Consider the following 26482-nt stretch of genomic DNA (forward strand, 5'->3'; position numbering starts at 1 on the left):
AGAATTTGGGGGTGCCTCCATGGGGGGCTTTATCGACATGCAACAGCTGCACGATGAATTGCTCACCCATCTCATCAAGACCCTGACGCCTGCGCAGATAAAGCAGCTGGAACCGCACCTGGCGCCACTGATCCAGAACGCCGCCCAGGCAGTGGCCGAGGACTTGATCGCCTATGCCTATCGCGACCCGGCGTCACGTGGGCGTGGAGAGCTGATCCTGGAATCCTACGCCTCGTTCAAGGCGGTGCTGTTCTACCGACTCGCGCACCTGGTGTGGAACTTCCCCGACCAGACCAACGGCATGTTTTCACGCATGGCCCTTAAACTCAGCAACCAGGGCAAGATCCTCTCCGGCGCGGAGATTCACCCCGCCGCGCGTATCGGCCGGCGCTTCGTGCTGGACCACGGCTACGGCACGGTGATCGGCGAAACCTGCGAGATCGGCAACGATTGCTACATCCTCTGCGGCGTCACCCTGGGTGCTCGAGGTATCGCCAACAACCCGGATGGTAAACGCCACCCGCGCCTGGGCAACAATGTCGAGGTCGGCTCCGGCGCCCGAGTGCTGGGCTATGTACTGATCGGTGACAACGTGTTTATCAGTCCTTCGTGTGTGATCACCCAGGACGTGCCGGCAGGCACCAAGGTCAAGGTGGTCAATCAGGTCCAGTTGCAGAAGAACACCGAATCGGACCACAGCAATTACCTTGGGGCCTTCGCCCTGGATGAACGCCTGCACGTGGTCGGCGAGGTCAATGCCAACCACAAGGTCACAGTGCTGGACGCCGACTTTCATCCTCTGCAGGGGCTGATGCTGGAACCCACGGTCAAGGAGCGTCATCACCTGCAATTTCGCCTGCGTCGCCTCGACACCGGCGACCAGCTACCACGCCTGCCGTTGAACTTGAAAGTCTGCGGGCCAGAGTTTGAAATCACCCTGCTCTCCCCCCCTGGCTTGAGTGCAATGGTGCGTCATCTGTTGCAAGCCAGCCCACTGATTGTCGGAGGTTGAACATGTCCGTGCACACCATGGAAACCCTGGCGCTGTTCGACAGCGCGCCCTACCAGAACGCCTTCAGTGCCCGGGTGATTGCCGTTGGCGAACAGGGTATCGCCCTGGAACACACGTTGTTCTACCCAACCGGCGGCGGGCAGCCGGGCGACACTGGCCACCTTACCTTGCCCGACGGCACGCGGGTCGAGGTGACCGGCACCGTGCGCGACCCGGTGTTGCGCTCGATCATCTGGCATCAGGTTGACCACTGCCCGGAGCAATTGACCGCCGGCGTGCAGGTGGACGCCGGCCTGGACTGGGAGCGCCGCTACCAGCATATGAAGATGCACACCTGCCTGCACTTGTTGTGCTCGATCATCGATGCGCCTGTGACCGGGTGCAGCATCAGCGCCGATAAAGGCCGCCTGGATTTCGACCTGCCGGAGATGACGCTCGACAAAGACAGCATCACCCGTGACCTCAACGCCCTGATCGAACAGGCCCACGCGGTGAAAACTTTGTCGATGCCCGCTTCGGAGTACTCGACCCTGCTGCAGATCACTCGCACCCAGGCCGTCGCGCCACCCGTGATCCAGGGCTCGGTACAGGTGATAGAAATCAACGGAATCGACATCCAGCCCTGCGGCGGCACCCACGTGATCAACACCGAGGAAATCGGCCGGGTGTTCTGCGAAAAGATCGAGAAGAAGAGCAAACACAACCGCCGGGTGATCCTGCGGTTTGAGTGACGGGCTGAAACAGAACTACGCCAGTGTAGAGGGTGCCCAGCACACTGGCTGATCCGCTATAGCCCTACTTCGTTTGCCCGTTGACTTGACGGGTCACGGTTTCAAACTGTTTCTCAAGAGCAGACATCGTTGCCTCAAAGTAAGCCGTCATTTGATCAATTTGAGCCTCAAGCCTTTGGTTTTCCTGTTTGAGGTACTCAAGGGTACCGGGAGCAGGCGCTGTTGAATCATTGGCCGGGGCCAGCTTTTGGTCTTGTTGCGGTGGGGCCATTGTTTCAGGCGCCGCGTCGACTGACGGCGGAGTATCAATGGTGTCTGACTGCACGGGAGGTGTCTGGTTTTGAGCCCCCCCCTTGCTGAGTAATTGCGTCAATTCATTCAGTTTGTCAGTCAGCACTTTCATTACATTATTGAAGTTCTTCATCAACACATCAAACGCATCTTTAAGCTCGCTGATATCTTTGGCCAGAGCCGCAAGGCCAGAAGGCTGGCTTTGCTCTGTCTTCTGCGTATCCGGCATGGCAGGCGTTTCAGGCGTCACGGTTGGAGTATCGGTGCGACGACCCTGTGGCGTAGAGCCCGACACACCGGGCGCGTGTTCAGTCTGTTTACCTGAAGCAATGATTTGGTTAGCCAGGTTCTCTATTTTCTTAGTGAACTCAACGATTTTCGTCGAAAACCTTTCGGCCAGGGCCACGTACTTGTCGGCAAGATTTTGATTTTTCTGGCTCAGCTCAGCCAACTCACCCGCCGTATCAGCCCCCTGCGACTGCGGTGGGTTAATAATCTCGCTGTGGGTCGAAAACTGACCTCGTTGCTCAGGCGTCATCGGGCCGCGAGGAGGCTCAGAGTAGGCCTGTGGGCCGATGCTTCCAGTAGCCTCAGGGTTGTTTTCCTGTCCGGCAGGAACCCAATTTCGGGGCTGTTCATAGTCCGCCGTATAAGGTGTTTGTGGACGAGTGTTTACGGAAGTCATAGGGCACCTTCTCAGATTCAGGTATCAAAATCGCAATTTCGGATGACATGTTCCAGCCAGCCACCTGACTACCTGATTGGCATTTATATGGAGGAGGTTCCAAGGACTCAGAAAACTTGAATCACTGCGTATTTCTGCGTCGAATGCGTCCGACCTGCGATTTGAATGAACCCCGATCCAAGGCTGGGCTACCAGCAGGTCACTGTTCGTACAGGAAACTGACAGCAAATTTATGTGCTTGTAACATTTGGAAACGTACAATCCCGCCAGCAGCGTATCCCCCGCAGATTCGATGCCCCCTGACTCACGGAGAAAGAGCGCCCGCCCATTCTCGGTGGGTTGTTGTACAGAAGCTAAGCTCACCCTCACCGCACCTTTTGAACCTGAACGCTGCAGGACTGACTGCCTATGAGCAACTGCCTATGAACAGAGTGTTCCGCGACTACTTACCGGCGTCCACCCTGCGCCTGCTGCCCAACCGCTGGGATTTGGTTGCCCTGCCCCTGGTGATTGGCTTTCTGCTGTTTTTGTCCATCGGCGCCCGGGAAACCTGGGCCCCCATCGCCACATTGCAAAGCGACGTTATCTCCCTCGACCCGGCCAACCTGCCGGAATACGCCATGCGCACCACCCTGCGTATGCTCGCGGCGATGGTCGCGGCGCTGATCTTCACCCTGCTGTACGGCACCCTCGCCGCCAAAAGCCGGCGTGCCGAAAAACTGCTGGTGCCAGTGCTCGACATCCTGCAATCGGTGCCGGTGCTCGGTTATATCTCTTTTACAGTGACGTTCTTCCTGTTGCTGTTTCCCGGGCGGGTACTGGGTGCCGAGTGCGCGGCAATCTTTGCGATCTTCACCAGCCAAGCCTGGAACATGACATTCAGCTTCTATCAGTCGCTGCGCATGCTGCCCCATGACTTGGTTGAAGTGTCCACCAATTTGCGGCTATCCGGTTGGCAGAAGTTCTGGAAACTCGACGTGCCCTTCGCCATGCCTGGGTTGGTGTGGAACATGATGATGAGCATGTCCGGTGGCTGGTTCTTCGTGGTTGCCTCCGAAGCCATCACCGTCGGCGACAAGACCATCACCCTGCCGGGCGTGGGGTCGTACCTGGCCTTGGCCATCGCCCAGAAAGACCTGCATGCCGTGGGCTATGTGATCCTGGCGATGGTTGTGGTGATCCTGATCTACGATCAGTTCCTGTTCCGCCCGCTGGTGGCCTGGGCCGACAAATTCCGCATGGAAACCACCGCCTCCCAAGGCGCCGCACCGCAATCCTGGCTGCTGAACCTGATCCAGCGCACGCGTATCGTCCAGCGCATTCTGCGCCCTATCACCCGTACCATCAGCCGCATCGGCAACAAACGCTTTAGCGTGGCGGGCGGGGCGCTCAAGGCGCTGCCGGCGCAAACCCCGGCGGCCTCGAAGGTGATCGACTGGGTGTGGGGCGCACTGATCGCACTGATGGCTGCTTATGCGCTGTACCACATCGTGTTGTATGTCGGCACCGAAGTGACCTTCGCCGAAGTCGGCCATGTGTTAGTGCTAGGCCTGATTACCCTGCTGCGGGTGGCTGGGCTGATCCTGATAGCCTCACTGATCTGGGTGCCTTTGGGTGTGATGATCGGCCTGCGTCCCAGCCTTGCGGAAAAAATCCAGCCGCTGGCGCAGTTCCTCGCGGCGTTCCCGGCGAACCTGCTGTTCCCGGTGTTCGTCATCGTGATCCTGCACTACAACCTCAACCCGGATATCTGGCTAAGCCCGCTGATCGTGTTGGGTACCCAGTGGTACATCCTGTTTAACGTGATCGCTGGCGCCAGCGCGTTTCCGAATGACTTCAAGGAAGCCGCCGCCAACTTCCGCATTCGCGGCTGGCTGTGGTGGCGCAAGGTGATGCTGCCGGGGATCTTCCCCTACTACGTCACCGGCGCCATTACCGCCTCGGGCGGCGCCTGGAACGCCAGTATCGTTTCCGAGTACGTGTCCTGGGGCCAGGACAACGTGGTCGCTCACGGTTTGGGCGCCTACATCGCACAGACCACCGCTGCCGGCGACTTCCCGAAGATCGCCCTGGGCGTGGTGGTGATGTCGATCTTCGTGGTGGCGTTCAACCGCGCGGTCTGGCGTCCGATGTACGCCATGGCTGAAAACAAACTTCGTCTGAATTGATGGGATTCGCTGTGATGAATACCTATACCGAACACACTGCTGACACCCCGGAAATCTACTCGCTGAAAAACGTGAACCGGGTATTCGGCAAAGGCAAAGACGAACTGCAAGTGCTCAGCGGCGTGGACCTGAAGCTGCACGAGGGCGAGATTGTCGGCATGCTTGGCCGCTCGGGCTCAGGCAAATCCACATTGCTGCGCATCATCGCCGGGCTGATCCAGCCGTCATCGGGCGAAGTTCGCTACCAGGGCGCGCCACTGAACGGCCCGGCCGAAGGCGTGGCCATGGTGTTCCAGACCTTTGCGCTGTTCCCCTGGCTGACCGTGCTGGAAAACGTAGAGGCCGGCCTGCAAGCCTTGCAAGTCGAACGCAAGGAAACCCGCAGGCGCGCCCTGGCCGCCATCGACTTGATCGGCCTGGACGGTTTTGAAAACGCCTACCCCCGCGAGTTGTCCGGCGGCATGCGCCAGCGCGTAGGTTTTGCCCGGGGCCTGGTGGTCAACCCAACCTTGCTGCTGATGGACGAACCCTTCTCTGCCCTGGACGTGCTCACCGCCGAAACCCTGCGCACCGACCTGTTGGATTTGTGGAGCGGCAAACAACTGCCGATCAAGTCGATCCTGATCGTGACCCACAACATCGAAGAAGCAGTGCTGATGTGCGACCGCATCCTGGTGCTGTCGTCCAACCCCGGCCGCGTGGTCGCCGAGATCAAGGTGCCGTTCCCGCACCCGCGCAACCGACTGGACCCAACCTTCCGGCAGATGGTCGACGACATCTATGCCCTGATGACCAACCGCCGCAGCGCCGATGCCAGCAGGGGCGTGCCTGAACTGAAAATGGGCAGCCTGTTGCCGGAAGTGTCCACCAACCTGATGGCCGGTTTGATCGAAACCCTGGCCGCCGAGCCCTACAACGGTCACGCCGGCCTGCCCACCGTGGCCGAACGGCGCTTGCTGGAGGTGGATGACCTGTTTCCGGTAGCGGAGATGCTTGAACACTTGGGTTTCGCCGAACTCAAGGGCGCCGACATCACCCTCACCGACGCCGGCAAGCTATTCGCCGACTTCGGCACCCAGGAGCGCAAAACCCTGTTCGCAGAGCACCTGATCCGGCACGTGCCGTTGGCCGCGCGTATTCATCAAGTGCTGCTTGAGCGCAGCGGACACAGGGCACCACGGGTGCGCTTCGAGCAGGAGTTGGAAGACTCGATGACTGAAGCGTTTGTGGAGAAAACCCTGGAAAGCGTGGTGGCCTGGGGGCGGTATGCGGAGATTTTCTCCTATGACGACCACACCGAGACGTTCAGCCTGGATGACGTCGAAGGCAGTATGTAAGTCGAACACTTTCTATTAAGCAATACAGAACAAATGTGGGAGCTGGCTTGCCAGCGATGCAGACAACTCGGTACGTCAGGATTACCGAGGTGATGCTATCGCAGGCAAGCCAGCTCCCACATTGACCGCGGTGCTTTTTAGATCACGAACAGGTCCACGAAGCGGTTGACCGGCGTGGCTTCAAGCTTTGCCTGATCCTTGCACAACGCAAAAATCTCACCACTGCGCTGGACAGTAAACCGCGTAGCCAGGTTCGCCTTGAACTTGTCTTCCAGCAACGGAATGCCGTCCACCCGACGACGGCGATGGCCAATCGGGTATTCCACCACCACTTGCTCGGTACTGGAGCCATCCTTGAAAAACACCTGCACCGCGTTGGCGATGGAGCGCTTGTCGGCCTCCAGGTATTCGCGGCTGTAACGTGGGTCTTCGACGATAACCATCTTCTCGCGCAACTCATCGATGATCGGATGCGCGGCATGAAACTCATCTTCGTACTGCTCGGCCACCAGGTTGCCGAATGCCAGGGGCACGGCGGTCATGTATTGCAGGCAGTGGTCGCGGTCAGCAGCGTTGGCCAGTTGGCCGACCTTGGAAATGATGCGGATCGCCGACTCGTGGGTCGTGATAACAATCCTGTCGATCTCATGCAGGCGGCTCTTGACCTGCGGGTGCAAAGTCACCGCCGCCTCGCACGCCGTTTGCGCATGAAACTCGGCCGGAAAGCTGATCTTGAACAACACGTTTTCCATCACATAAGTGCCGTAGGGCTGCGACAGGCTAAAGGCGCGTTTGTCTTCGGGCTTGAGCGCCAGGTCTTTATTGGTGTGGCTGAACAACACGTCATAGAAGCCCCACTGCGGCGCACTCAACACACCGGGAATGCCCATCTCGCCACGCAGGGCAATATCCGCCAGGCGCACGCCACGACTCGATGCATCCCCCGCCGCCCACGATTTACGCGAGCCGGCGTTCGGCGCATGACGGTAAGTGCGCAGCGCCTGCCCATCGACAAACGCATGGGACAGAGCCGCCAGCAACTGCTCACGGTTGGCGCCCATCAGCTTGGCGGTAACGGCGGTGGAGGCGACTTTCACCAGCAGCACATGGTCGAGGCCGACACGGTTGAAGGAGTTTTCCAGAGCAATCACGCCCTGAATTTCGTGGGCCATGATCATCGCCTCCAGCACCGCGCGCACGGTCAGCGGCGCTTCGCCGTTGGCCACGCGTTTTTGCGAGAGGTGATCTGCCACCGCGAGGATGCCGCCCAGGTTATCCGAGGGGTGGCCCCATTCTGCGGCGAGCCAGGTGTCGTTGTAGTCGAGCCAGCGCACGATACAACCGATGTCCCAGGCTGCCTTCACGGGGTCCAAGCGGAACGAAGTGCCCGGTACTCGCGCGCCAAACGGGACTACGGTGCCTTCGACGATAGGCCCCAGGTGCTTGGTGCACTCAGGGAAACGCAGGGCCAAAAGACCGCAGCCCAAGGTGTCCATCAGGCAGTTGCGGGCGGTGTCCAACGCGTCCCGTGAGTCGATCCGGTAGTTGAGGACATAGTCGGCGATGTCCTGCAGGACTTGGTCGTAGTCGGGGCGGTTGTTCTGGTCGACGTTGGCGCTCATGGCAGTACTCCAAAAATGGGTGGGGTCAGTCCTCGGGCTCACGATTGATGGTGTTATGGCAGGTCTGATTGCCTGCCTTGGTATGGAAGATCCCACAGGGGGAGGTGCAAAAAATCAGAACGCGTCGCCGGGGATTCGCACGAAGCCCTCCATCAACACCCGGGCACTGCGGCTCATGATGGCTTTCTTCACCACCCATTCACCGTTGACTTCACTGGCTTCGGCGCCGACGCGCAAAGTGCCGGACGGATGCCCAAATCGCACCGCGTTACGCTCAACACCACCGGCCGCCAGGTTAACCAAGGTCCCCGAAATCGCCGCCGCCGTGCCTATCGCCACCGCCGCCGTGCCCATCATCGCGTGGTGCAACTTGCCCATGGACAGCGCGCGTACCAGCAGGTCCACATCACCCGCCTTGATCGCCTTGCCACTGGACGCCACGTAATCCGCTGGCCTCGCTACAAACGCCACTTTAGGCGTGTGCTGACGCTGGGCGGCTTCGTCCAGGTGCTTGATCAGGCCCATGCGCAGCGCGCCGTAGGCACGCACCGTTTCGAACATCGCCAGGGCTTTGGGGTCGCTATTGATCGCGCCTTGCAGCTCGGTGCCGGTATAGCCGAGGTCTTCGGCATTGATAAAAATCGTCGGGATGCCCGCGTTGATCAGCGTCGCCTTAAAGGTGCCGACGCCGGGCACTTCCAAGTCGTCGATCAGGTTCCCGGTGGGGAACATCGAACCACCGCCGCCCTCTTCTTCCGCCGCCGGGTCCATAAATTCCAGCTGCACTTCGGCGGCCGGGAAGGTCACGCCGTCCAGTTCAAAGTCACCGGTTTCCTGCACCGCGCCGTCGGTGATCGGCACGTGGGCGATGATGGTCTTGCCGATATTCGCCTGCCATACCCGCACCACGGCCACGCCGTTGTGGGGCACGCGAGCGGGGTCGATCAAGCCCGCGCTGATAGCAAACGAACCGACCGCCGCCGACAGGTTGCCGCAGTTGCCGCTCCAATCGACAAACGGTTTGTCGATGGAGACCTGGCCAAACAGGTAGTCCACGTCGTGATCGGCGCGGGCGCTTTTAGCCAGGATCACGGTCTTGCTGGTGCTGGACGTGGCACCGCCCATGCCGTCGATTTGCTTGTCGTAGGGGTCGGGGCTGCCGATCACCCGCAGCAGCAAAGCATCGCGCGCGGCACCCGGCACCTGCGCCGATTCGGGCAGGTCCTGGAGGCTGAAAAATACGCCCTTGCTGGTGCCGCCGCGCATATAGGTGGCGGGGATCTTGATTTGCGGTACGTGTGCCATGGTTATCCTCTTCAGGCGGTCGCCGCCGATTCCAGGAAGTCCTGGGCAAAACGTTGCAACACGCCGCCCGCCTCGTAGATCGACACTTCTTCGGCGGTGTCCAGGCGGCAAGTCACCGGCACTTCGACACGCTCGCCATTCTTGCGGTTGATCACCAACGTCAGCGTGGCACGCGGAGTGCGCTCGCCAACCACGTCATAGGTTTCGCTGCCATCGATTTTCAGTGTGTTGCGGTCGGTGCCCGGCAAAAACTCCAGCGGCAACACGCCCATGCCCACCAGGTTGGTACGGTGGATGCGCTCGAAGCCTTCAGCGGCGATCGCCTCCACACCGGCCAAACGTACGCCCTTGGCCGCCCAGTCGCGGGACGAACCCTGGCCGTAGTCGGCGCCGGCAATAATGATCAGCGGTTGCTTGCGCTCCATGTAGGTTTCGATGGCTTCCCACATCCGCGTGACCTGACCCTCAGGCTCGACACGCGCCAGGGAACCCTGCTTGACCTTGCCGTTCTCAACCACCATTTCGTTGAACAGTTTCGGGTTGGCAAAAGTCGCGCGCTGCGCGGTCAGGTGGTCGCCACGGTGAGTCGCGTAGGAGTTGAAGTCGACTTCCGGCAGGCCCATTTTCGCCAGGTATTCACCGGCGGCGCTGTCGAGCATGATCGCATTGGACGGCGACAGGTGGTCAGTGGTGATGTTGTCCGGCAGCACTGCCAGCGGGCGCATCCCCTTGAGCGGACGTGCGCCGGCCAGTGCGCCTTCCCAGTAAGGCGGGCGGCGGATATAGGTGCTTTGCGGGCGCCAGTCGTACAACGGCGCGACCTTCGGGCCGGTGTCTTCGTGGATCGCGAACATCGGGATGTAGACCTTGCGGAACTGCTCCGGCTTGACCGAGGCCTTGACCACCGCGTCGATCTCTTCGTCGCTCGGCCAGATGTCTTTCAGGCGGATTTCCTTGCCGTTGGCGTCAAGGCCCAGCACGTCTTTTTCGATGTCGAAACGGATGGTGCCGGCAATCGCGTAAGCCACCACCAGCGGCGGTGAGGCCAGGAACGCTTGCTTGGCATACGGGTGAATACGCCCATCGAAGTTGCGGTTGCCCGACAGCACGGCGGTGGCGTAAAGGTCGCGGTCGATGATTTCCTGCTGGATCACCGGGTCGAGTGCGCCGGACATGCCATTGCAGGTGGTGCAGGCAAACGCCACCACACCGAAACCCAGTTGCTCAAGCTCAGTGGTCAAACCCGCTTCATCGAGGTACATCGCCACGGTTTTCGAGCCCGGCGCCAACGATGATTTGACCCACGGCTTGCGGGTCAACCCCAGCTTGTTGGCATTACGCGCCAGCAGGCCTGCGGCAATCACGTTGCGCGGGTTACTGGTATTGGTGCAACTGGTGATGGCCGCGATGATCACCGCGCCGTCGGGCATTTGCCCTGGCACGTCTTCCCACTGGCCGGAAATGCCTTTGGCCGCCAGGTCGCTGGTGGCAACACGGGCGTGCGGGTTGCTCGGGCCCGCCATATTGCGCACAACGCTGGACAGGTCGAAGGTCAGGCCGCGCTCGTATTGCGCGCCTTTGAGGTCGTCCGCCCACAAGCCGGTGTGGCGAGCGTATTGCTCCACCAGAGTGACTTGTTCGTCTTCGCGGCCGGTGAGTTTCAGGTAAGCGATGGTCTGCTGGTCGATGTAAAACATCGCCGCAGTAGCGCCGTATTCCGGGGCCATGTTGGAGATGGTTGCACGGTCGCCCAGGGTAAGCGCCGATGCACCTTCGCCGAAGAATTCCAGCCACGCCCCGACCACTTTCTGTTTACGCAGGAACTCGGTCAGCGCCAGCACCATGTCGGTGGCGGTGATGCCTGGTTGCAGCTTGCCCGTCAGCTCCACGCCGACGCTTTCCGGCAGGCGCATCCACGACGCACGGCCGAGCATGACGCTTTCAGCTTCCAGCCCGCCGACGCCGATGGCAATCACGCCCAGGGCATCTACGTGGGGGGTGTGGCTGTCGGTACCGACGCACGTGTCGGGGAAGGCTATACCGTCACGCACCTGAATCACCGGAGACATTTTCTCCAGATTGATCTGGTGCATGATGCCGTTGCCCGGCGGGATCACGTCGACGTTCTTGAAGGCCTTTTTGGTCCACTCAATAAAGTGGAAACGGTCTTCATTGCGGCGGTCTTCGATGGCGCGGTTTTTCTCGAATGCCTGCGGGTCAAACCCACCGGCTTCGACGGCCAGGGAGTGGTCGACGATCAGTTGGGTCGGCACCACCGGGTTGACCTGCGCCGGGTCACCGCCTTGCAGGGCGATGGCATCGCGCAGGCCGGCGAGGTCCACGAGGGCGGTCTGGCCGAGGATGTCATGGCACACCACGCGCGCCGGGAACCACGGGAAGTCGAGGTCGCGCTTGCGTTCGATCAGTTGGCTCAGGGACGCGTTAAGGGTGGCCGGGTCGCAACGGCGCACCAGGTTTTCCGCGAGTACGCGAGAGGTGTAGGGCAAAGTGGCGTAGGCGCCGGAGGTGATTGCTTCGACAGCCGCACGGGCGTCGAAGAAATCCAGGCGGCTGCCGGGCAACGGTTTGCGAAATTCAGTGTTCATCGTCAGGACTCGGTCACGGTGGTTACAAAAGGAGAAAATGGCGACTGACCAAGGTGGGAGGGGGCTTGCTCCCTCCCACATTTGATTGGGTTTTCACCCCCAAATCGCCGGTTTCCTCACTCAGCGACGTTCGATTGGCACGAACTTGCGCTGCTCAACGCCGACGTACTCGGCGCTCGGACGGATGATGCGGTTGTTGGCACGCTGTTCGAACACATGCGCGGCCCACCCGGTGAGCCGCGAGCACACGAAGATCGGGGTGAACAGCTTGGTCGGGATGCCCATGAAGTGGTACGCCGAGGCATGGTAGAAGTCGGCGTTGGGGAACAGTTTTTTCTGTTCCCACATGGTCTTGTCGATGGCTTCGGACACAGGGAACAACACCTTGTCACCCACCTCGTCAGCGAGTTTTTTCGCCCAGCCCTTGATCACTTCGTTGCGCGGGTCGCTGTCTTTATAGATCGCGTGGCCGAAGCCCATGATCTTGTCCTTGCGCGCCAGCATGCCGAGGGTGCCATCGATGGCTTCCTGGGCTGAGGCGAAACGCTCGATCATTTCCATCGCTGCTTCATTGGCGCCGCCGTGCAACGGGCCGCGCAGGGAGCCAATGGCGGCGGTGACGCAAGAATAGAGGTCAGACAGCGTCGAAGCACACACCCGAGCGGTAAAGGTCGAGGCGTTGAATTCGTGTTCGGCGTAGAGGATCAGCGACACGTTCATCACTTTGACGTGCAACTCGCTCGGTTTCTTGCCGTGCAGCAGGTGCAGGAAATGGCCGCCGATGCTTGGCTCGTCGGTCACGCAGTTAATGCGTTTACCGTCGTGGCTGAAGCGGTACCAGTAACACATGATCGCCGGGAAGGCCGCGAGCAAGCGGTCAGTGACATCGTGCTGCACGCTGAAATCTTTCTCGGGCTCGATATTGCCGAGGAACGAGCAACCGGTGCGCATAACGTCCATCGGGTGGGCGTCGGCGGGAATGCGTTCCAGCACTTCTTTCAGCGCCTGAGGCAGGTCGCGCAGTTTGCTCAGCTTGGCGCTGTAGGCGGCCAGTTCGGTCTGGGTCGGCAGTTCACCGTACAACAGCAGATAGGCGACTTCTTCAAACTGCGCGTCAGCGGCGAGTTCGCGCACATCGTAGCCGCGATAAGTCAGGCCGGCACCGGCCTGGCCCACGGTGGACAGTGCGGTCTGCCCAGCCACTTGGCCACGCAGGCCGGCGCCGCTCAGTACTTTTGCTTCAGCCATGTCTGTTCTCCAATCTTGAATTTATTAGGGAGGCGCGTTCGTTACTTTTTCGCGGCGAACAGCGCGTCGAGCTTCTGCTCGAAGGTGTGATAGTCAATGCGATCGTAAAGCTCCATGCGGGTTTGCATGGTGTCGATCACGTTCTGCTGAGTGCCATCGCGACGAATCGCGGTGTAGACGTTCTCGGCGGCCTTGTTCATGGCACGGAAGGCCGAGAGCGGGTACAACACGATGGAAACATCGGCAGATTTCAACTGTTCGACGGTGTACAGCGGGGTCGAACCGAATTCGGTGATATTGGCCAGAATCGGCGCTTTCACGCGGGAGGCGAACAGCTTGTACATCTCCAGCTCAGTGATGGCTTCCGGGAACACCATATCGGCGCCAGCTTCAATACAGGCGGCGGCACGCTCCAGGGCGGACTCCAAACCTTCGACGGCCAGCGCATCGGTGCGCGCCATGATCACAAAGCTGTCATCGGTGCGCGCATCCACGGCAGCCTTGATGCGGTCGACCATTTCCTGCTGGGACACGATTTCTTTGTTCGGGCGATGCCCGCAGCGCTTGGCGCCGACCTGGTCTTCGATGTGAATCGCCGCCGCGCCGAACTTGATCATCGACTTGACGGTGCGCGCCACGTTGAACGCCGAGGAGCCGAAACCGGTGTCCACGTCCACCAACAGCGGCAGGTCGCACACGTCGGTGATGCGGCGCACGTCAGTCAGCACGTCATCCAAGCCAGTGATGCCCAGGTCCGGCACGCCGAGGGAGCCGGCAGCGACGCCGCCACCCGACAGGTAGATCGCCTTGAAACCGGCGCGCTTGGCCAGCAGCGCGTGGTTGGCGTTGATCGCGCCGACCACCTGCAACGGCTGTTCGCTGGCGACCGCATCACGGAAACGCTGGCCTGGAGTGCTCTTATTGTTGGAACTCATGACTCACCTCGCTGAGTGGCTGTCTGGGGGGCGCCGTCGGGAAAATGACGAGCAATATTGCGTTTGGAGGCGCCGATATGGCGGCGCATCAATAACTCGGCCAGCTCACCGTCGCGATCGGCAATCGCATCAAGAATGCGGTGATGCTCGGCAAAGGCCTGGCGTGGACGATTGGGGGTGGCGGAGAACTGGATGCGGTACATGCGCACCAATTGGTACAGCTCGCCGCAGAGCATTTGGGTGAGGGTGCGATTGCCGGCGCCCTGGATGATCCGGTAATGAAAGTCGAAGTCGCCTTCCTGCTGGTAGTACCCGAGGCCAGCCTGGAACGCTTCGTCGCGCTCATGGGTGTGCAACACCTGGCGCAGTTCTTCGATTTCCGCGTCAGTCATGCGCTCGGCAGCCAGACGGCACGCCATGCCTTCGAGGGATTCGCGGATTTCATAGAGTTCGATCAGTTCGGCGTGACTCAGGGAAACTACCCGCGCTCCGACGTGGGGCACGCGCACCAGCAGGCGCTGGCCTTCCAGACGGTGGATCGCCTCGCGCAACGGGCCGCGGCTGATGCCGTAGGTGCGCGCCAGCTCCGGCTCGGAAATCTTGCTGCCGGGGGCAATTTCGCCCTTGACGATGGCAGCCTGGATACGCCGGAAGACGTTCTCGGACATGGTCTGGGAATCGTCTTGCGCCACCACTGGGGTTTCCAGCTGATCCAGCATATTGTCGACACCTTTAAAATCAATGTCGCAAAAACTAGCTAATTAGCGCCTTGCAGTCAAAGAATAAATCAACATTGTCGACAATCGTCTAATAACCCCTTTTGCACTCTATAGGGGCATGGCCGCCTGCCAGCGCTGGCGCCAGAAAAGCATCATGTTAGAATGCCCGCCGCTTTTGCCTGACATCACGTGATGAAATGGCGCACCAGAGATTGCGCAGCAATGCCAGTCGCCTTGAATTGAACATCGCACGGCACCGCCTCAGGATCTATGAGACTCAAGCCCTTCCTTCTATTAATTTGTCTGCTGACCTTACCCGGCCTTGGCGTTGCCGCCGAGAAGACCGTGTATGGCCTGAATGAGTACGCAAAGCTTGCGGGCATCGATCTGGAAGTAGCCGCCAAACTCGACACCGGCGCCAAGACCGCTTCGTTGAGTGCCCGCGATATCAAGCGTTTCAAGCGTAATGGCGAATCCTGGGTGCGCTTCTACCTGGCCATCGACACCGCCCATTCCCACCCCATCGAACGCCCCCTGGCCCGGGTCAGCAAGATCAAGCGCCGCGCCGGCGACTACGATCCCGATGAGGACAAGAACTACACCGCCCGCCCGGTGATTGCCCTGGATATCTGCATGGGCAGCGCTTTACGCAGCATCGAAGTGAACTTGACTGACCGCAGCGCTTTCCAATACCCGCTGTTGATCGGCTCCGAAGCGTTGAAACGCTTTGATGCGCTGGTCGACCCCAGTCTTAAATATGCAGCGGGCAAACCTGCCTGCGCCGCCGACGCTCATACCGCCGAGTAAACCGAATGCGCTCTCTGACCCTGCACCTGAAAATCTTGATCACCCTACTGGTGGTGCTAGGTATTTCGGTCACTGCCTACCAGATTTTCGTGCTGGGAATCCCCGTTACCGAGGACGCCACCGACGATCTGTGGAACATCGACGCCAAGGTCGAGTTCGTCGCCAACCCCAAAGACCCGGTGAAGATTTCGATGTTCGTGCCGCCCCTGAGCCGCGACTTCGTCAGCCTCAATGAGAGCTTCATCTCAAATAATTACGGTGTGAGCGTTAACCGCATCGATGGCAACCGCAAGGTTACCTGGTCGGCACGCCGGGCCAAAGGCAAGCAAACCCTGTATTACCGCCTGGTGCTGACCAAGCGTTACAGCGGCGAAAAGGTCAAGGTCAAGGGCCCGACCTTCCGTGACAGCATCGCCGTGGAAGGTCCGGAAAAGATCGCCGCAGAAGCCTTGCTGGCACCGATCCGCCAGCACTCGGCCGACGTCGAGACCTTTATCGGCGAAACCATCAAGCGCACCAACAACCTCAACGACGACAATGTGAAACTGCTGCTGGCGGGCGACCCGTCGACACCGCACAAGGCCAAAATCGTCGAGCTGCTGCTGTCCATCGCCCACGTGCCGGTGGAAAAAGTCCACACCATCCGCCTGGTCGCCGACCAGCCGCAAACCCCGGAACTGTGGCTGCGCAGCTTCAACGGTAATGACTGGCTGTACTTCAACCCGGAAACCGGCGAGCAAGGCCTGCCCGCCGACCGCCTGCTGTGGTGGACCGGCGATGAAAACCTGATCACCGTCGATGGCGGCAAGAAGGCGATGGTCACCTTCAGCTTGAACAACAGTGAAATGAACGCGATTCGTCTGGCCAAGCTGACCGACGAAAACACTGACGCCAACTTCCTCGAATACTCGCTGTACGGCCTGCCGCTGCAAACCCAGCAGACCTTCATGATCATGGTGATGATCCCGATTGGCGTGCTGGTGATTCTGATCCTGCGCAACCTGATCGGCCTGCAGACCCTGGGCACCTTTACCCCGGTGCTGATCGCCCTGGCGTTCCGCGAGACGCAACTGGGCTTCGGGATTGCGCTGTTCACCATTATTACGGCGCTGGGTTTATCCCTCAGGTCGTACCTTGAACATTTGAAGTTGCAGATGCTGCCGAGACTGTCGGTGGTGTTGACCTTCGTGGTGGTATTGATTGCGGCCATCAGCCTGTTCAGCCACAAGCTAGGGCTGGAGCGCGGGCTGTCGGTGGCGCTGTTCCCGATGGTGATTCTGACCATGACCATCGAACGCCTGTCGATCACCTGGGAAGAACGCGGCGCCAGTCATGCACTGAAAGTCGCGATGGGTACGCTGTTCGCCGCATCGCTTGCGCACATCATCATGAGCGTGCCGGAGCTGATCTACTTCGTGTTTACCTTCCCGGCGATCCTGCTGATTCTGGTGGGGTTCATGCTGGCCATGGGTCGTTATCGCGGCTACCGCCTGACCGAACTGGTGCGTTTCAAGGCCTTTTTGAAGGCTGATTCGTAATGTTCGGCTTCTGGAAGACCTGGAAGGCCCTCGAAGCGCGGGGGATCATGGGCATCAACCGGCGTAACGCCGACTACGTGCTCAAGTACAACAAGCGCAGCCTGTACCCGATCGTCGATGACAAGATCATCACCAAGGAACGAGCCCTCGCAGCCGGCATCCATGTGCCGCAGATGTACGGAGTAATCTCCACCGAGAAGGAAATCGACAAGCTCGATGAGATCATCGGCGGGCGCAACGACTTCGTGATCAAACCGGCCCAAGGCGCCGGCGGTGATGGCATCCTGGTGATCGCCGACCGTTTTGAGGGTCGCTATCGCACGGTGTCCGGCAAGATCATCAGCCATGAAGAAATCGAACATCAGATCTCCAGCATTCTCACCGGCCTGTATTCCCTGGGCGGCCACCGCGACCGCGCGCTGATTGAATACCGCGTGGTGCCCGACCAGATCTTCAAAAGCATCAGCTACGAAGGTGTGCCGGATATTCGCATCATCGTGCTGATGGGCTACCCGGTGATGGCGATGCTGCGCTTGCCGACCCGTCAGTCAGGCGGTAAGGCCAACCTGCACCAGGGCGCGATCGGCGTAGGTGTCGACCTGGCCACCGGCCTGACCCTGCGCGGCACCTGGCTGAACAACATCATCACCAAACACCCCGACACCACCAACGCGGTAGATGGCGTGCAACTGCCTAACTGGGATGGCTTCATGAAGCTGGCGGCAGGCTGCTATGAGTTGTGCGGGCTGGGTTACATCGGTGTGGACATGGTGCTGGACCAGGAAAAAGGCCCGCTGATCCTCGAGCTGAATGCGCGGCCGGGGCTGAATATCCAGATCGCCAACGACTGCGGCCTGACTTTGCGCACGCATGCAGTGGAAGCGCGACTGGAAGACCTGAAGGCAGCGGGTGTAACGGAAACCCCGGAAGAACGGGTGAAGTTCGTGCAGGAAATGTTCGGGCATGTACCTACCGTAGAAGGCTGATCCGGCTTTCAATCTGCCTATCCCCGACATCCCCTCTAGGACCAGACCCTACGGGGGACTACAATCGCCTCCCCCAAGCCAACGGCTGATCCACCCCGCATGTCGACCTGTTCCGTACACCCGCTGCCCTACCGGGCCAACCCTGCCGAGTATTTCGCGGCGATCCGCCATGCCCCCGGCGCGGTGCTGCTGGACAGTGGCCGCCCGGCTGCCGAACGTGGACGCTATGACGTGCTCAGCGCTTGGCCGCAAGCCACCTTGACGGTTTGGCCTGACGAAAGCGGTGGTGATTTCCTACAGCGCCTGCGCGAAAACCTGACGCAGTTGGGTGAAGCGCTATTGCCCACTGGTTTAGAACTGCCCTTTGCCGGCGGCTTGATCGGCTATCTAAGCTACGACTTCGGCCGACACCTGGAACAAATGCCGCACCTTGCAGCGGACGATTTGCATCTGCCGGATGCACGCTTTGGGTTGTATGCCTGGGCGCTCATCAGCGATCACCTGGCACAAACCAGTCAGTTAGTTTTTCACCCGACGTTAGCCAGCAGCGAGCGGCAACGGCTGATCGGCCTGTTCAGCCAACCTGCCACTGAAACACCTGTCACCTTCAAACTCCTTGGTCCCATGGCACCTGACCTCACCGCCGAGGCTTACAAACAAGCCATCGGGCGCATCCAGGACTACATCCAAGCCGGTGACTGCTACCAGGTCAACTTCGCTCAGCGCTTTCGCTCGCCGTGCATCGGTGATCCATGGACGGCCTACTGCGCCCTGCGTGAAGCCTGCCCCACGCCATTTTCCGGGTTCCAGAGCTTGCCGGATGACGGCGCGGTGCTCAGCCTGTCGCCGGAGCGTTTCGTCAGGATCAGCGAACGTCAGGTCGAAACCCGCCCCATCAAAGGCACCCGCCCTCGCGGTTTAACGCCCGAAGAGGACGCCGCCAACGCCGCCGAACTGCTGGCCAGCCCCAAGGACCGCGCCGAAAACCTGATGATCGTCGACCTGCTGCGCAACGATCTTGGCCGCACCTGTCGCATCGGTTCGGTCAACGTGCCGGAGCTGTTCAGCCTGGAAAGCTACCCCAACGTGCACCACCTGGTGAGCAGCGTTACCGGTGAGTTGGCCGATGACAAAGACGCCCTCGACCTGATCGCGGGCAGCTTCCCCGGCGGCTCCATTACCGGCGCACCCAAGATTCGTGCAATGCAGATCATCGACGAACTGGAGCCGACGCGTCGCGGGCTGTACTGCGGCTCGTTGGTGTACCTGGACGTACGCGGTGAAATGGACAGTTCCATCGCCATTCGTAGCCTGTTGGTCAAGGATGGGCAGGTGTGCTGCTGGGGCGGCGGCGGGATCGTGGCGGACTCGGAGTGGGAAGCGGAGTATCAGGAGTCGCTGACGAAAGTGCGGGTGTTGTTACAAACTTTGGAAAACTTGTAGCACGCAGGCCAATCCTGCCTCTCGAAGACAGAGGCATTGACGGGACAAAACCTGAATCAGAACGGTGGTGGACGGGGCATAAACTGGAGGATAGCGTCCAGCTCCAACCGCCCACCAGCCGTCTGTGAAGGATCACATGAAGCGACTGCCTACTCGTCAGAAATTATTTCCGAGATTGCATCTCCACCTAATCGCACCTAACATCTCCCAAATCGGGAGGTTTCAGCGATGCGGATAATCGCTCTATCCACCTTGCGAATATTCTGGGAAAGCCACAGGGCTTATACCGATGCCAAAACGCCCCTTGTCGAGCTGTATCGCCATATGGAAAAGGCTACTTACCCGACGCCACAGGCACTCAAAGTAGAGCTCAGAACAGCGAGCATTCTCAAAGGCGGCAGGGTTGTATTCAACGTAGGCGGCAACAAGTATCGAGTGATCATGGCGATCGATTATCAGCGACAGCTTGGGTTCATTCGTTTCGTGGGAACCCATGCACAGTACGATCAGATCAACGCGGAGACCGTGTGATGAACATCAAACCTATACATTCCCCGGAGGACCTGACCGCCGCGCTCGCGCGGGTGGAGCAGATATGGGGAGCGGACATCGGCTCGCCTGAGGGTGACGAACTGGAGATCCTCGCAATACTCATCGAAAAATACGAGGCGGAGCATTATCAAATGCCACCTTCGGACCCGGTAGAGGCCATCAAGTTTCGCATGGAGCAACTGGGCATGACCGCCCGCGACCTGGAGCCCTTTATCGGCACCAGTGGTCGGGTGTCAGAAGTGTTGAACCACAAGCGCAAGCTGAGCCTGTCGATGATCAAACGCCTGCATGAAGGCTTGAGCATTCCTTATGAGAGGTTGCTGGCGGGGGTTTAGCAGGAAATCGTGTAGTGGCCATCGCAGGCTCGCCCGCGATGGGGTCATCAACTCCGCTGAATGGCTTACAGACTCAACTGCCGATTCGAAGCCTTGATGAACTCTTTCTTCAAATCCTCAAACGTATGCACCGCCGGGAACTGCGGGAACTCGCGAATCACATTCTCCGGCGCATGGAACAAAATCCCACGGTCGGCTTCGCCCAGCATGGTGGTGTCGTTATAGGAGTCGCCGGCGGCGATCACGCGGTAGTAAAGACTCTTGAAGGCTAATACCGACTGGCGCTTGGGGTCTCTCTGGCGCAGTTGATAACTCACCACCCGGTCGTTTTCATCGGTAATCAGGCGATGGCACAACAAGGTCGGGAAACCCAGTTGACGCATCAACGGCTGGGAAAATTCGTAGAAGGTGTCTGACAGGATCACCACCTGGAAGCGCTCGCGCAGCCAGTTGACGAACTCAATGGCGCCGTCCAGCGGCTTGAGAGTGGCGATCACCTCCTGAATATCACCGAGCTTGAGCCCATGTTCGTCGAGGATGCGCAGGCGTTGCTTCATCAGCACGTCGTAGTCGGGAATGTCGCGGGTGGTGGCCCGCAGGGATTCAATACCGGTTTTTTCGGCGAAGGCGATCCAGATTTCCGGAACCAGCACCCCTTCCAGGTCGAGACAGGCAATTTCCACAAGACACTCCCATTAGATGTTGTTAGTTGAGCGAGCAAAAGGACTGCCGAACTCTAGCGATTCAAGCTCGCCGCCGCAACGCAGGGCGGATTTTGATACCATCGTTCCCCTATAGAGCGCTCAGCGCCACTGACCTGTAGGAACCGTCCTGATGAACCAAACCTTCGACGTCGCTGAACTCGCCGCGACTTACGCCAACAAATCCGCCCAGGACATCCTCAAACTGGCATTCAGCCAGTTCGGTGATGACCTCTGGATCTCCTTCAGCGGTGCCGAGGACGTGGTACTGGTCGATATGGCCTGGAAGCTGAACAAAAACGTCAAGGTGTTCAGCCTCGACACCGGCCGCTTGCACCCGGAGACCTACCGGTTTATCGAGCAGGTGCGCGAGTTCTACAAGATCGACATCGAACTGATTTCGCCTGACCAGACCAAGCTGGAGCCTTTCGTCAAGGAAAAGGGCCTGTTCAGCTTCTACAAGGACGGCCATGGCGAATGTTGCGGTGTGCGCAAAATCGAGCCGCTGCGCCGCAAACTCTCCGGGGTAAGTGCCTGGGCCACCGGTCAACGCCGCGACCAGAGCCCCGGCACCCGCAGCCAAGTGGCGGCGCTGGAAATCGACACGGCCTTCTCGACCCCGGAACGCACCCTGTACAAGTTCAACCCACTGGCGCAAATGACCAGTGAGGAAGTCTGGGGTTACATCCGCATGCTGGAGCTGCCGTATAACAGCCTGCATGAGCGCGGTTTTATCAGCATTGGCTGCGAGCCCTGCACCCGCCCGGTATTACCGAACCAGCACGAACGTGAAGGCCGCTGGTGGTGGGAGGAAGCCACGCAGAAGGAATGCGGGCTGCACGCGGGGAATATCATCAGCAAGGCGTGACCAAAATCCTGTACACAAAAATGTCACCATAGGTGCCATTTTTGTGTGCACTTATAAAAATACGCACCGAAAAGTTACATCATTCCTCGCCTCAAAATCCCTCCAGTTTTAAAGCAACTTCCCACAGAAAATAAATACCTGTTCAAACGGTCAATTTATAACGCTTTAAATTCAGATAGTTATTCAAATCACTTATAAAAACGAAATTAGCCGAAGCTTTCATAGATCGAAAACTGGCACGCATGTGGCTTAAGGTGAATCACACTTTGTATACAATAAATACAAAACCTACATACACCTTGCCATCCGCGGCTTGCCTGCAGATGCGCTGGAGCCTGCCGGAATGCGTACAAGCCTCTCGAATAATATCGCACTGGATCTGCCCTCCTCCGCCCTGAACCCTGAGGCCACGAGCCCCGGCCCGCTGGTGCTCAGCCCACGCCTGCACAACAAAGATTTGGCGCCCACCAAGGCCGAGGGCCGACGTTGGGGGCGCTACAGCATCTTTGCGCTATGGACCAATGACGTGCACAACATCGCCAATTATTCGTTCGCCATCGGCTTATATGCGTTGGGGCTTGGTGGCTGGCAGATCCTGTTATCCCTGGGTATCGGCGCAGCGCTGGTGTACTTCTTCATGAACTTGTCGGGGTATATGGGCCAGAAAACCGGTGTGCCGTTTCCGGTGATCAGCCGTATCAGTTTCGGCATCCATGGGGCACAGATTCCGGCACTAATCCGCGCAGTGATTGCAATTGCCTGGTTTGGTATCCAGACCTACCTGGCGTCGGTGGTTTTCCGCGTGCTGCTGTCGGCGATTCACCCCGGTTTTGCCGACTACGACCACAACTCGATTCTCGGCCTGTCGACCCTGGGCTGGGCGTGTTTCGTGGCGATCTGGTTTGTGCAGTTGGCGATCCTGGCTTATGGCATGGAAATGGTGCGCCGCTATGAAGCGTTCGCCGGGCCCGTGATTTTGGTGACCGTGGCCTCGCTGGCCGGTTGGATGTACTTCCAGGTCGGCGGCAATATTGCCTGGTCAATCCGCGAGCCGCTGAGCGGTGGCGAGATGTGGCGCAATATCTTTGCCGGCGGTGCGCTGTGGCTAACGATCTACGGCACGCTGATCCTCAATTTCTGCGACTTCGCCCGTTCCTCTCCGTGCCGCAAGACCATTCAAGTCGGCAACTTCTGGGGCCTGCCAGTCAACATCCTGGTATTTGCCTCAATCACCGTGCTGCTGTGCGGTGGGCAGTTCCAACTCAATGGCCGGGTGATCGAAAGCCCGACCGAAATCATTGCGGCCATTCCCAATACCTTCTTCCTCGTGCTGGGCTGCCTGGCGTTCCTGATCGTCACCGTGGCGGTGAACATCATGGCCAACTTTGTCGCCCCGGCCTTTGTACTGAGCAACCTGGCGCCCAAGTACCTGAACTTCCGCCGCGCCGGGCTGATCAGCGCCACCGTAGCGGTGCTGATCCTGCCGTGGAACCTCTACAACAGCCCGCTGGTCATCGTGTATTTCCTCTCCGGCCTCGGCGCACTGCTGGGGCCGCTTTACGGGGTGATCATGGTCGATTACTGGCTGATTCGTAAAAGCCAAGTGGATGTCTTGCAGTTGTATAGCGAAGACCCAAATGGCGTTTATTACTACAGCCGCGGGGTCAATTTACGCGCGGTGGCGGCGTTTATTCCTGCGGCAGTCATCGCCATTCTGCTGGCGCTGTTGCCAGGCTTTGCCAGCGTCTCCCCCTTCTCCTGGATGTTTGGCGCTGGTATTGCGGGGCTGTTGTACCTGCTGATTGCCAAGCGCCAACCGTTCTACGCCGATGTCAGCGGCGAAAGCATTGCAGTCGATAACGTCAGTCACTAATCAAGGACATTCCATGCGCATCCTCGTGGTCAACGTCAACACCACCGAATCCATCACTGAAACCATCGCCCAACAGGCGCGGGCCGTGGCCTCGCCCGGCACCGAGATTGTCGGGCTCACCCCCTACTTCGGCGCCGAATCGGTGGAAGGCAATTTTGAAAGCTACCTGGCAGCCATCGCGGTGATGGACCGGGTGATGGCCTACGACCAACCGTTTGACGCGGTGATCCAGGCGGGCTACGGCGAGCATGGCCGTGAAGGTTTGCAGGAGTTGCTGAATGTGCCGGTGGTGGACATCACCGAAGCGGCAGCCAGCACGGCGATGTTCTTGGGGCATGCCTATTCGGTGGTTACCACGCTGGACCGTACCGTGCCATTGATCGAAGACCGCCTGAAACTCGCCGGACTGTATCAGCGCTGCGCCTCGGTGCGCGCCAGCGGCATGGCGGTGCTGGAGCTGGAAGAAGACCCGCTGGCCGCCATGGAAGCCATCGTGCGCCAAGCCGAGTTGGCGATCAGCGAGGACAAGGCCGAAGTGATCTGCCTGGGCTGCGGCGGCATGGCAGGGCTGGATGAACAGATTCGCTACCGCACCGGCGTGCCGGTGGTGGATGGGGTGACAGCGGCGGTGACGATTGCTGAGTCGCTGGTGCGATTGGGGTTGTCGACGTCGAAGATCCGGACCTATGCGACGCCACGGCCGAAGAAGGTCATCGGCTGGCCGGGTAAGTTCGGACGGTAGACCGAGGCGCCTGCATCGCGGGCAAGCCCGGCTCCCACAGTTGATCGCACTCCAGGCTTCACGCTTGGAATGCATTCTCCTGTAGGCGCTGGATTGCCTGCGATGGCAGCGACTCGGTCTACAGACATCGATCAAACCGCACTGAACCGGCGCCCCCACTGCTGCTCGGCAAACTGCTCAATGATGAAATCCACAAACACCCGGGTCTTACCGGGCAGCAGTTTGTGTTCGGCGTAATAGATGGAGATGTTGCCATCATCGACGAACCAGTCAGGCAACACGCGCACCACCGCGCCGCTGTCGAGGAAGGGCACGGCCATCGGCATGCTCACCAGCGCAATGCCCAAGCCTTGGGCGCTGGCGCAACAGGCCGCTTCGGAATCGCTCATGGTCATGCCGGGCTTGAGCAGCAGCGGGCGCTGTTCGCGCTCGAGGCTGGTCAGTTGCCAGGAACGTATGCGTCCGGTTTGCGGTGAACGGATCAGGATGCCTTTGCAGCGCCCCAAGTCTTCGGGGGTCGTCACCGGCGGGCGTTGCGCCAGGTAGCCCGGCGAGGCCACCAATACCCGGTGCGCCGGCGTCAGCTTACGTGCGACCACACCCTGGGGCAGCTCAAAACCACCGCCGATCGCGGCATCAAAACCCTGGCCAATCAGGTCGACCTGGCGATTATCGAAATGCCAATCCGGGCTGATATCCGGGAAGCGCCGCATAAACTCCCCCAGCAACGGCATTACGTACCGATTGCCAAACACGGTGCCCATGCTGACCTTGAGCGTGCCCACCGGTCGCCCTTCGGCGCTGGCCAGGTTGGCCACGGCATTCTGGATAGTCGTAAGACTGCCGCTGACTTCTTCGAGGAACAGCTTGCCAGCTTCAGTCAGCGTCAGGCGGCGAGTACTGCGCTGGAACAGCCTGACACCGAGGCGCGCCTCCAACTTGGCAACACTTTTTCCCACGGCTGCCGGGGTCAAACTCAGGTGCCGGGCCGCTTCGGCAAAGCTGCCGCCTTCGGCGCTGCGCACAAAGCATTCGATACTGCCAAAGCTCTCCATACCGACCCACTCTAAACTTTTGGTTTACACAGACTATAGCAATCACGGTCTACCGGCTGGGGTGGGTGAGGTCGATACTCGGCTCCATCAACAAGGCATCCTGCCTTGAACAGCTAGGAGATCGACATGACCACACAAAACCTCAGCGGCAAAGTCGCCTTGATTCAAGGCGGTTCCCGCGGCATCGGCGCCGCCATCGTCAAGCGCTTGGCAAAACAAGGTGCAGCCGTGGCCTTTACCTACGTCAGCTCTGCCGCCAAGGCTCAAGAGCTGCAGAACAGCGTGATCAGCGAAGGCGGCAAAGCCCTGGCTATTCACGCCGACAGCGCCGATGCCACGGCGATTCGCAACGCGGTCAACGCCACCGTCGAAGCCTTCGGACGCCTGGATATCCTGGTGAATAACGCCGGCGTACTGGCCATCGCGCCGCTGGACGATTTCAAGCTGGAAGATTTTGACCAGACCCTAGCAGTCAACGTACGCAGCGTATTTATCGCGACCCAGGAAGCAGCAAAGCATATGGGTGAAGGTGGCCGCGTGATCAACATCGGTAGCACTAACGCCGAGCGCATGCCGTTTGGCGGGGGCGGGCCGTATGCGATGAGCAAATCGGCGCTGGTGGGGCTGACTAAGGGTTTGGCCCGGGATCTGGGGCCACGGGGCATCACGATTAACAATGTGCAGCCTGGGCCGGTGGACACCGACATGAACCCTGCGAACAGTGATTTTGCCGAGAGTTTGATTGAGTTGATGGCGATAGGCCGTTATGGCCATGTCGAGGAGATTGCCAGTTTTGTGGCCTACCTGGTGGGGCCGGAAGCTGGGTACATCACGGGTGCCAGCCTGAGCATCGATGGTGGGTTTAGCGCATAACCCAATGTGGGAGCTGGCTTGCCAGCTCCCACATTTTGGACCGCGTTTAT

The 26482-nt window shown here is 59.6% G+C and carries 23 protein-coding genes; 14 read left to right on the forward strand and 9 right to left on the reverse strand.

Translation table 11 applies throughout. The features are described from left to right. The first annotated feature begins 19 nt into the window (after positions 1–19). The gene (locus tag BFL40_RS05930; RefSeq protein ID WP_071483066.1) at positions 20–1012 is read left to right on the forward strand and encodes a serine O-acetyltransferase; all 993 of its coding nucleotides are present in this window, start codon (positions 20–22) and stop codon (positions 1010–1012) included. A gap of 2 nt (positions 1013–1014) precedes the next feature. Then, the gene (locus tag BFL40_RS05935; RefSeq protein WP_071483067.1) at positions 1015–1743 is read left to right on the forward strand and encodes an alanyl-tRNA editing protein; all 729 of its coding nucleotides are present in this window, start codon (positions 1015–1017) and stop codon (positions 1741–1743) included. A 64-nt stretch (positions 1744–1807) separates the two neighbouring features. Here the strand turns inward: BFL40_RS05935 and BFL40_RS05940 are convergent, their stop codons facing one another. After that, the gene (locus BFL40_RS05940) at positions 1808–2719 is read right to left on the reverse strand and encodes a hypothetical protein (protein ID WP_139213495.1); all 912 of its coding nucleotides are present in this window, start codon (positions 2717–2719) and stop codon (positions 1808–1810) included. A 422-nt stretch (positions 2720–3141) separates the two neighbouring features. Between BFL40_RS05940 and BFL40_RS05945 the strand changes: the two genes are divergently transcribed. Both BFL40_RS05945 and BFL40_RS05950 read left to right on the forward strand, forming a co-directional pair. Continuing rightward, positions 3142–4887, forward strand: coding sequence for an ABC transporter permease (locus tag BFL40_RS05945; protein ID WP_071483069.1), 1746 nt, complete (start codon positions 3142–3144; stop codon positions 4885–4887). Between the two features lie 14 nt (positions 4888–4901). After that, positions 4902–6224 carry an ABC transporter ATP-binding protein gene (locus BFL40_RS05950; RefSeq protein WP_071483070.1) on the forward strand — a complete coding sequence of 441 codons (1323 nt, stop codon included), beginning with the start codon at positions 4902–4904 and terminating at the stop codon, positions 6222–6224. 137 nt (positions 6225–6361) lie between these two features. Here BFL40_RS05950 and prpD read toward each other — a convergent pair whose 3' ends face one another. From prpD to BFL40_RS05980, 6 genes are all read right to left on the reverse strand, one after another. After that, a complete protein-coding gene (prpD, locus tag BFL40_RS05955) occupies positions 6362–7846 on the reverse strand; it encodes a 2-methylcitrate dehydratase (protein WP_071483071.1) in 1485 nt (494 codons plus the stop codon). Between the two features lie 114 nt (positions 7847–7960). Further along, positions 7961–9151 (reverse strand): 2-methylaconitate cis-trans isomerase PrpF, encoded by a 1191-nt coding sequence (gene prpF / locus BFL40_RS05960; protein WP_071483072.1) that lies wholly within the window; start codon positions 9149–9151, stop codon positions 7961–7963. A gap of 11 nt (positions 9152–9162) precedes the next feature. Then, a complete protein-coding gene (acnD, locus tag BFL40_RS05965) occupies positions 9163–11757 on the reverse strand; it encodes a Fe/S-dependent 2-methylisocitrate dehydratase AcnD (RefSeq protein ID WP_071483073.1) in 2595 nt (864 codons plus the stop codon). A gap of 120 nt (positions 11758–11877) precedes the next feature. Continuing rightward, entirely contained in the window at positions 11878–13005 is a 1128-nt protein-coding gene (gene prpC, locus BFL40_RS05970) for a bifunctional 2-methylcitrate synthase/citrate synthase (RefSeq protein WP_071483074.1), read from the reverse strand. A 41-nt stretch (positions 13006–13046) separates the two neighbouring features. Beyond that, the gene (gene prpB / locus BFL40_RS05975; protein WP_071483075.1) at positions 13047–13940 is read right to left on the reverse strand and encodes a methylisocitrate lyase; all 894 of its coding nucleotides are present in this window, start codon (positions 13938–13940) and stop codon (positions 13047–13049) included. After that, entirely contained in the window at positions 13937–14659 is a 723-nt protein-coding gene (locus BFL40_RS05980; protein WP_064453641.1) for a GntR family transcriptional regulator, read from the reverse strand. Before BFL40_RS05980 ends, prpB begins: the two co-directional genes overlap by 4 nt. 270 nt (positions 14660–14929) lie before the next feature. Here BFL40_RS05980 and rloA point away from each other — a divergent pair, with 270 nt between their 5' ends. The 6 genes from rloA to BFL40_RS06010 all read left to right on the forward strand — a co-directional run bounded on the left by rloA (position 14930) and on the right by BFL40_RS06010 (position 20320). Beyond that, positions 14930–15466, forward strand: coding sequence for a retropepsin-like aspartic peptidase RloA (gene rloA / locus BFL40_RS05985; RefSeq protein ID WP_071483076.1), 537 nt, complete (start codon positions 14930–14932; stop codon positions 15464–15466). 5 nt (positions 15467–15471) lie between these two features. Next, positions 15472–17004 (forward strand): osmotic stress tolerance membrane protein RloB, encoded by a 1533-nt coding sequence (gene rloB, locus BFL40_RS05990; protein WP_071483077.1) that lies wholly within the window; start codon positions 15472–15474, stop codon positions 17002–17004. Further along, entirely contained in the window at positions 17004–17990 is a 987-nt protein-coding gene (locus tag BFL40_RS05995) for an alpha-L-glutamate ligase-like protein (RefSeq protein ID WP_071483078.1), read from the forward strand. Before rloB ends, BFL40_RS05995 begins: the two co-directional genes overlap by 1 nt. 99 nt (positions 17991–18089) lie before the next feature. Beyond that, positions 18090–19433, forward strand: coding sequence for an aminodeoxychorismate synthase component I (gene pabB, locus BFL40_RS06000; protein WP_071483079.1), 1344 nt, complete (start codon positions 18090–18092; stop codon positions 19431–19433). 228 nt (positions 19434–19661) lie between these two features. Then, positions 19662–19964: a type II toxin-antitoxin system HigB family toxin gene (locus BFL40_RS06005; protein WP_071483080.1), complete on the forward strand. Its 303-nt coding sequence runs from the start codon at positions 19662–19664 to the stop codon at positions 19962–19964. After that, positions 19964–20320 (forward strand): helix-turn-helix domain-containing protein, encoded by a 357-nt coding sequence (locus BFL40_RS06010; RefSeq protein WP_071483081.1) that lies wholly within the window; start codon positions 19964–19966, stop codon positions 20318–20320. The genes BFL40_RS06005 and BFL40_RS06010 overlap by 1 nt, the downstream gene beginning before the upstream one ends. A gap of 65 nt (positions 20321–20385) precedes the next feature. Here the strand turns inward: BFL40_RS06010 and thrH are convergent, their stop codons facing one another. Then, positions 20386–21003: a bifunctional phosphoserine phosphatase/homoserine phosphotransferase ThrH gene (gene thrH / locus BFL40_RS06015; protein ID WP_071483082.1), complete on the reverse strand. Its 618-nt coding sequence runs from the start codon at positions 21001–21003 to the stop codon at positions 20386–20388. A gap of 151 nt (positions 21004–21154) precedes the next feature. Here thrH and BFL40_RS06020 point away from each other — a divergent pair, with 151 nt between their 5' ends. The 3 genes from BFL40_RS06020 (at position 21155) to BFL40_RS06030 (ending at position 24504) form a co-directional block, all read left to right on the forward strand. Next, positions 21155–21889, forward strand: a complete 735-nt coding sequence (locus BFL40_RS06020) for a phosphoadenylyl-sulfate reductase (protein ID WP_071483083.1) — start codon at positions 21155–21157, stop codon at positions 21887–21889. A gap of 343 nt (positions 21890–22232) precedes the next feature. Further along, complete coding sequence (locus tag BFL40_RS06025) at positions 22233–23762, forward strand: NCS1 family nucleobase:cation symporter-1 (protein ID WP_071483084.1); 1530 nt, start codon at positions 22233–22235, stop codon at positions 23760–23762. A 13-nt stretch (positions 23763–23775) separates the two neighbouring features. After that, complete coding sequence (locus BFL40_RS06030) at positions 23776–24504, forward strand: aspartate/glutamate racemase family protein (RefSeq protein WP_071483085.1); 729 nt, start codon at positions 23776–23778, stop codon at positions 24502–24504. Positions 24505–24635: 131 nt separating this feature from the next. Here the strand turns inward: BFL40_RS06030 and BFL40_RS06035 are convergent, their stop codons facing one another. Then, positions 24636–25559 carry a LysR family transcriptional regulator gene (locus tag BFL40_RS06035; protein WP_071483086.1) on the reverse strand — a complete coding sequence of 308 codons (924 nt, stop codon included), beginning with the start codon at positions 25557–25559 and terminating at the stop codon, positions 24636–24638. Positions 25560–25685: 126 nt separating this feature from the next. Here BFL40_RS06035 and BFL40_RS06040 point away from each other — a divergent pair, with 126 nt between their 5' ends. Beyond that, positions 25686–26432: a 3-oxoacyl-ACP reductase family protein gene (locus BFL40_RS06040; protein WP_071483087.1), complete on the forward strand. Its 747-nt coding sequence runs from the start codon at positions 25686–25688 to the stop codon at positions 26430–26432. Positions 26433–26482: the final 50 nt, after the last annotated feature.

The sequence above is a fragment of the Pseudomonas costantinii genome (assembly GCF_001870435.1).
GTDB classification, from domain to species: domain Bacteria; phylum Pseudomonadota; class Gammaproteobacteria; order Pseudomonadales; family Pseudomonadaceae; genus Aquipseudomonas; species Aquipseudomonas costantinii.

What these genes read in the sequence shown, in the direction of transcription:
- rloB (WP_071483077.1), top strand. Translation starts at nt 15,472, where the DNA reads ATGCGCTCTCTGACCCTGCACCTGAAAATCTTGATCACCCTACTGGTG.
- BFL40_RS06040 (WP_071483087.1), top strand. Translation starts at nt 25,686, where the DNA reads ATGACCACACAAAACCTCAGCGGCAAAGTCGCCTTGATTCAAGGCGGT.
- pabB (WP_071483079.1), top strand. Translation starts at nt 18,090, where the DNA reads ATGTCGACCTGTTCCGTACACCCGCTGCCCTACCGGGCCAACCCTGCC.
- prpF (WP_071483072.1), bottom strand. Translation starts at nt 9,151, where the DNA reads ATGGCACACGTACCGCAAATCAAGATCCCCGCCACCTATATGCGCGGC.
- BFL40_RS06020 (WP_071483083.1), top strand. Translation starts at nt 21,155, where the DNA reads ATGAACCAAACCTTCGACGTCGCTGAACTCGCCGCGACTTACGCCAAC.
- prpC (WP_071483074.1), bottom strand. Translation starts at nt 13,005, where the DNA reads ATGGCTGAAGCAAAAGTACTGAGCGGCGCCGGCCTGCGTGGCCAAGTG.
- BFL40_RS05930 (WP_071483066.1), top strand. Translation starts at nt 20, where the DNA reads ATGGGGGGCTTTATCGACATGCAACAGCTGCACGATGAATTGCTCACC.
- BFL40_RS06030 (WP_071483085.1), top strand. Translation starts at nt 23,776, where the DNA reads ATGCGCATCCTCGTGGTCAACGTCAACACCACCGAATCCATCACTGAA.
- BFL40_RS05995 (WP_071483078.1), top strand. Translation starts at nt 17,004, where the DNA reads ATGTTCGGCTTCTGGAAGACCTGGAAGGCCCTCGAAGCGCGGGGGATC.
- BFL40_RS05940 (WP_139213495.1), bottom strand. Translation starts at nt 2,719, where the DNA reads ATGACTTCCGTAAACACTCGTCCACAAACACCTTATACGGCGGACTAT.
- BFL40_RS05935 (WP_071483067.1), top strand. Translation starts at nt 1,015, where the DNA reads ATGTCCGTGCACACCATGGAAACCCTGGCGCTGTTCGACAGCGCGCCC.
- BFL40_RS06010 (WP_071483081.1), top strand. Translation starts at nt 19,964, where the DNA reads ATGAACATCAAACCTATACATTCCCCGGAGGACCTGACCGCCGCGCTC.
- BFL40_RS05945 (WP_071483069.1), top strand. Translation starts at nt 3,142, where the DNA reads ATGAACAGAGTGTTCCGCGACTACTTACCGGCGTCCACCCTGCGCCTG.
- prpD (WP_071483071.1), bottom strand. Translation starts at nt 7,846, where the DNA reads ATGAGCGCCAACGTCGACCAGAACAACCGCCCCGACTACGACCAAGTC.
- rloA (WP_071483076.1), top strand. Translation starts at nt 14,930, where the DNA reads ATGAGACTCAAGCCCTTCCTTCTATTAATTTGTCTGCTGACCTTACCC.
- BFL40_RS06005 (WP_071483080.1), top strand. Translation starts at nt 19,662, where the DNA reads ATGCGGATAATCGCTCTATCCACCTTGCGAATATTCTGGGAAAGCCAC.
- BFL40_RS06025 (WP_071483084.1), top strand. Translation starts at nt 22,233, where the DNA reads ATGCGTACAAGCCTCTCGAATAATATCGCACTGGATCTGCCCTCCTCC.
- BFL40_RS05980 (WP_064453641.1), bottom strand. Translation starts at nt 14,659, where the DNA reads ATGCTGGATCAGCTGGAAACCCCAGTGGTGGCGCAAGACGATTCCCAG.
- acnD (WP_071483073.1), bottom strand. Translation starts at nt 11,757, where the DNA reads ATGAACACTGAATTTCGCAAACCGTTGCCCGGCAGCCGCCTGGATTTC.
- BFL40_RS05950 (WP_071483070.1), top strand. Translation starts at nt 4,902, where the DNA reads ATGAATACCTATACCGAACACACTGCTGACACCCCGGAAATCTACTCG.
- BFL40_RS06035 (WP_071483086.1), bottom strand. Translation starts at nt 25,559, where the DNA reads ATGGAGAGCTTTGGCAGTATCGAATGCTTTGTGCGCAGCGCCGAAGGC.
- prpB (WP_071483075.1), bottom strand. Translation starts at nt 13,940, where the DNA reads ATGAGTTCCAACAATAAGAGCACTCCAGGCCAGCGTTTCCGTGATGCG.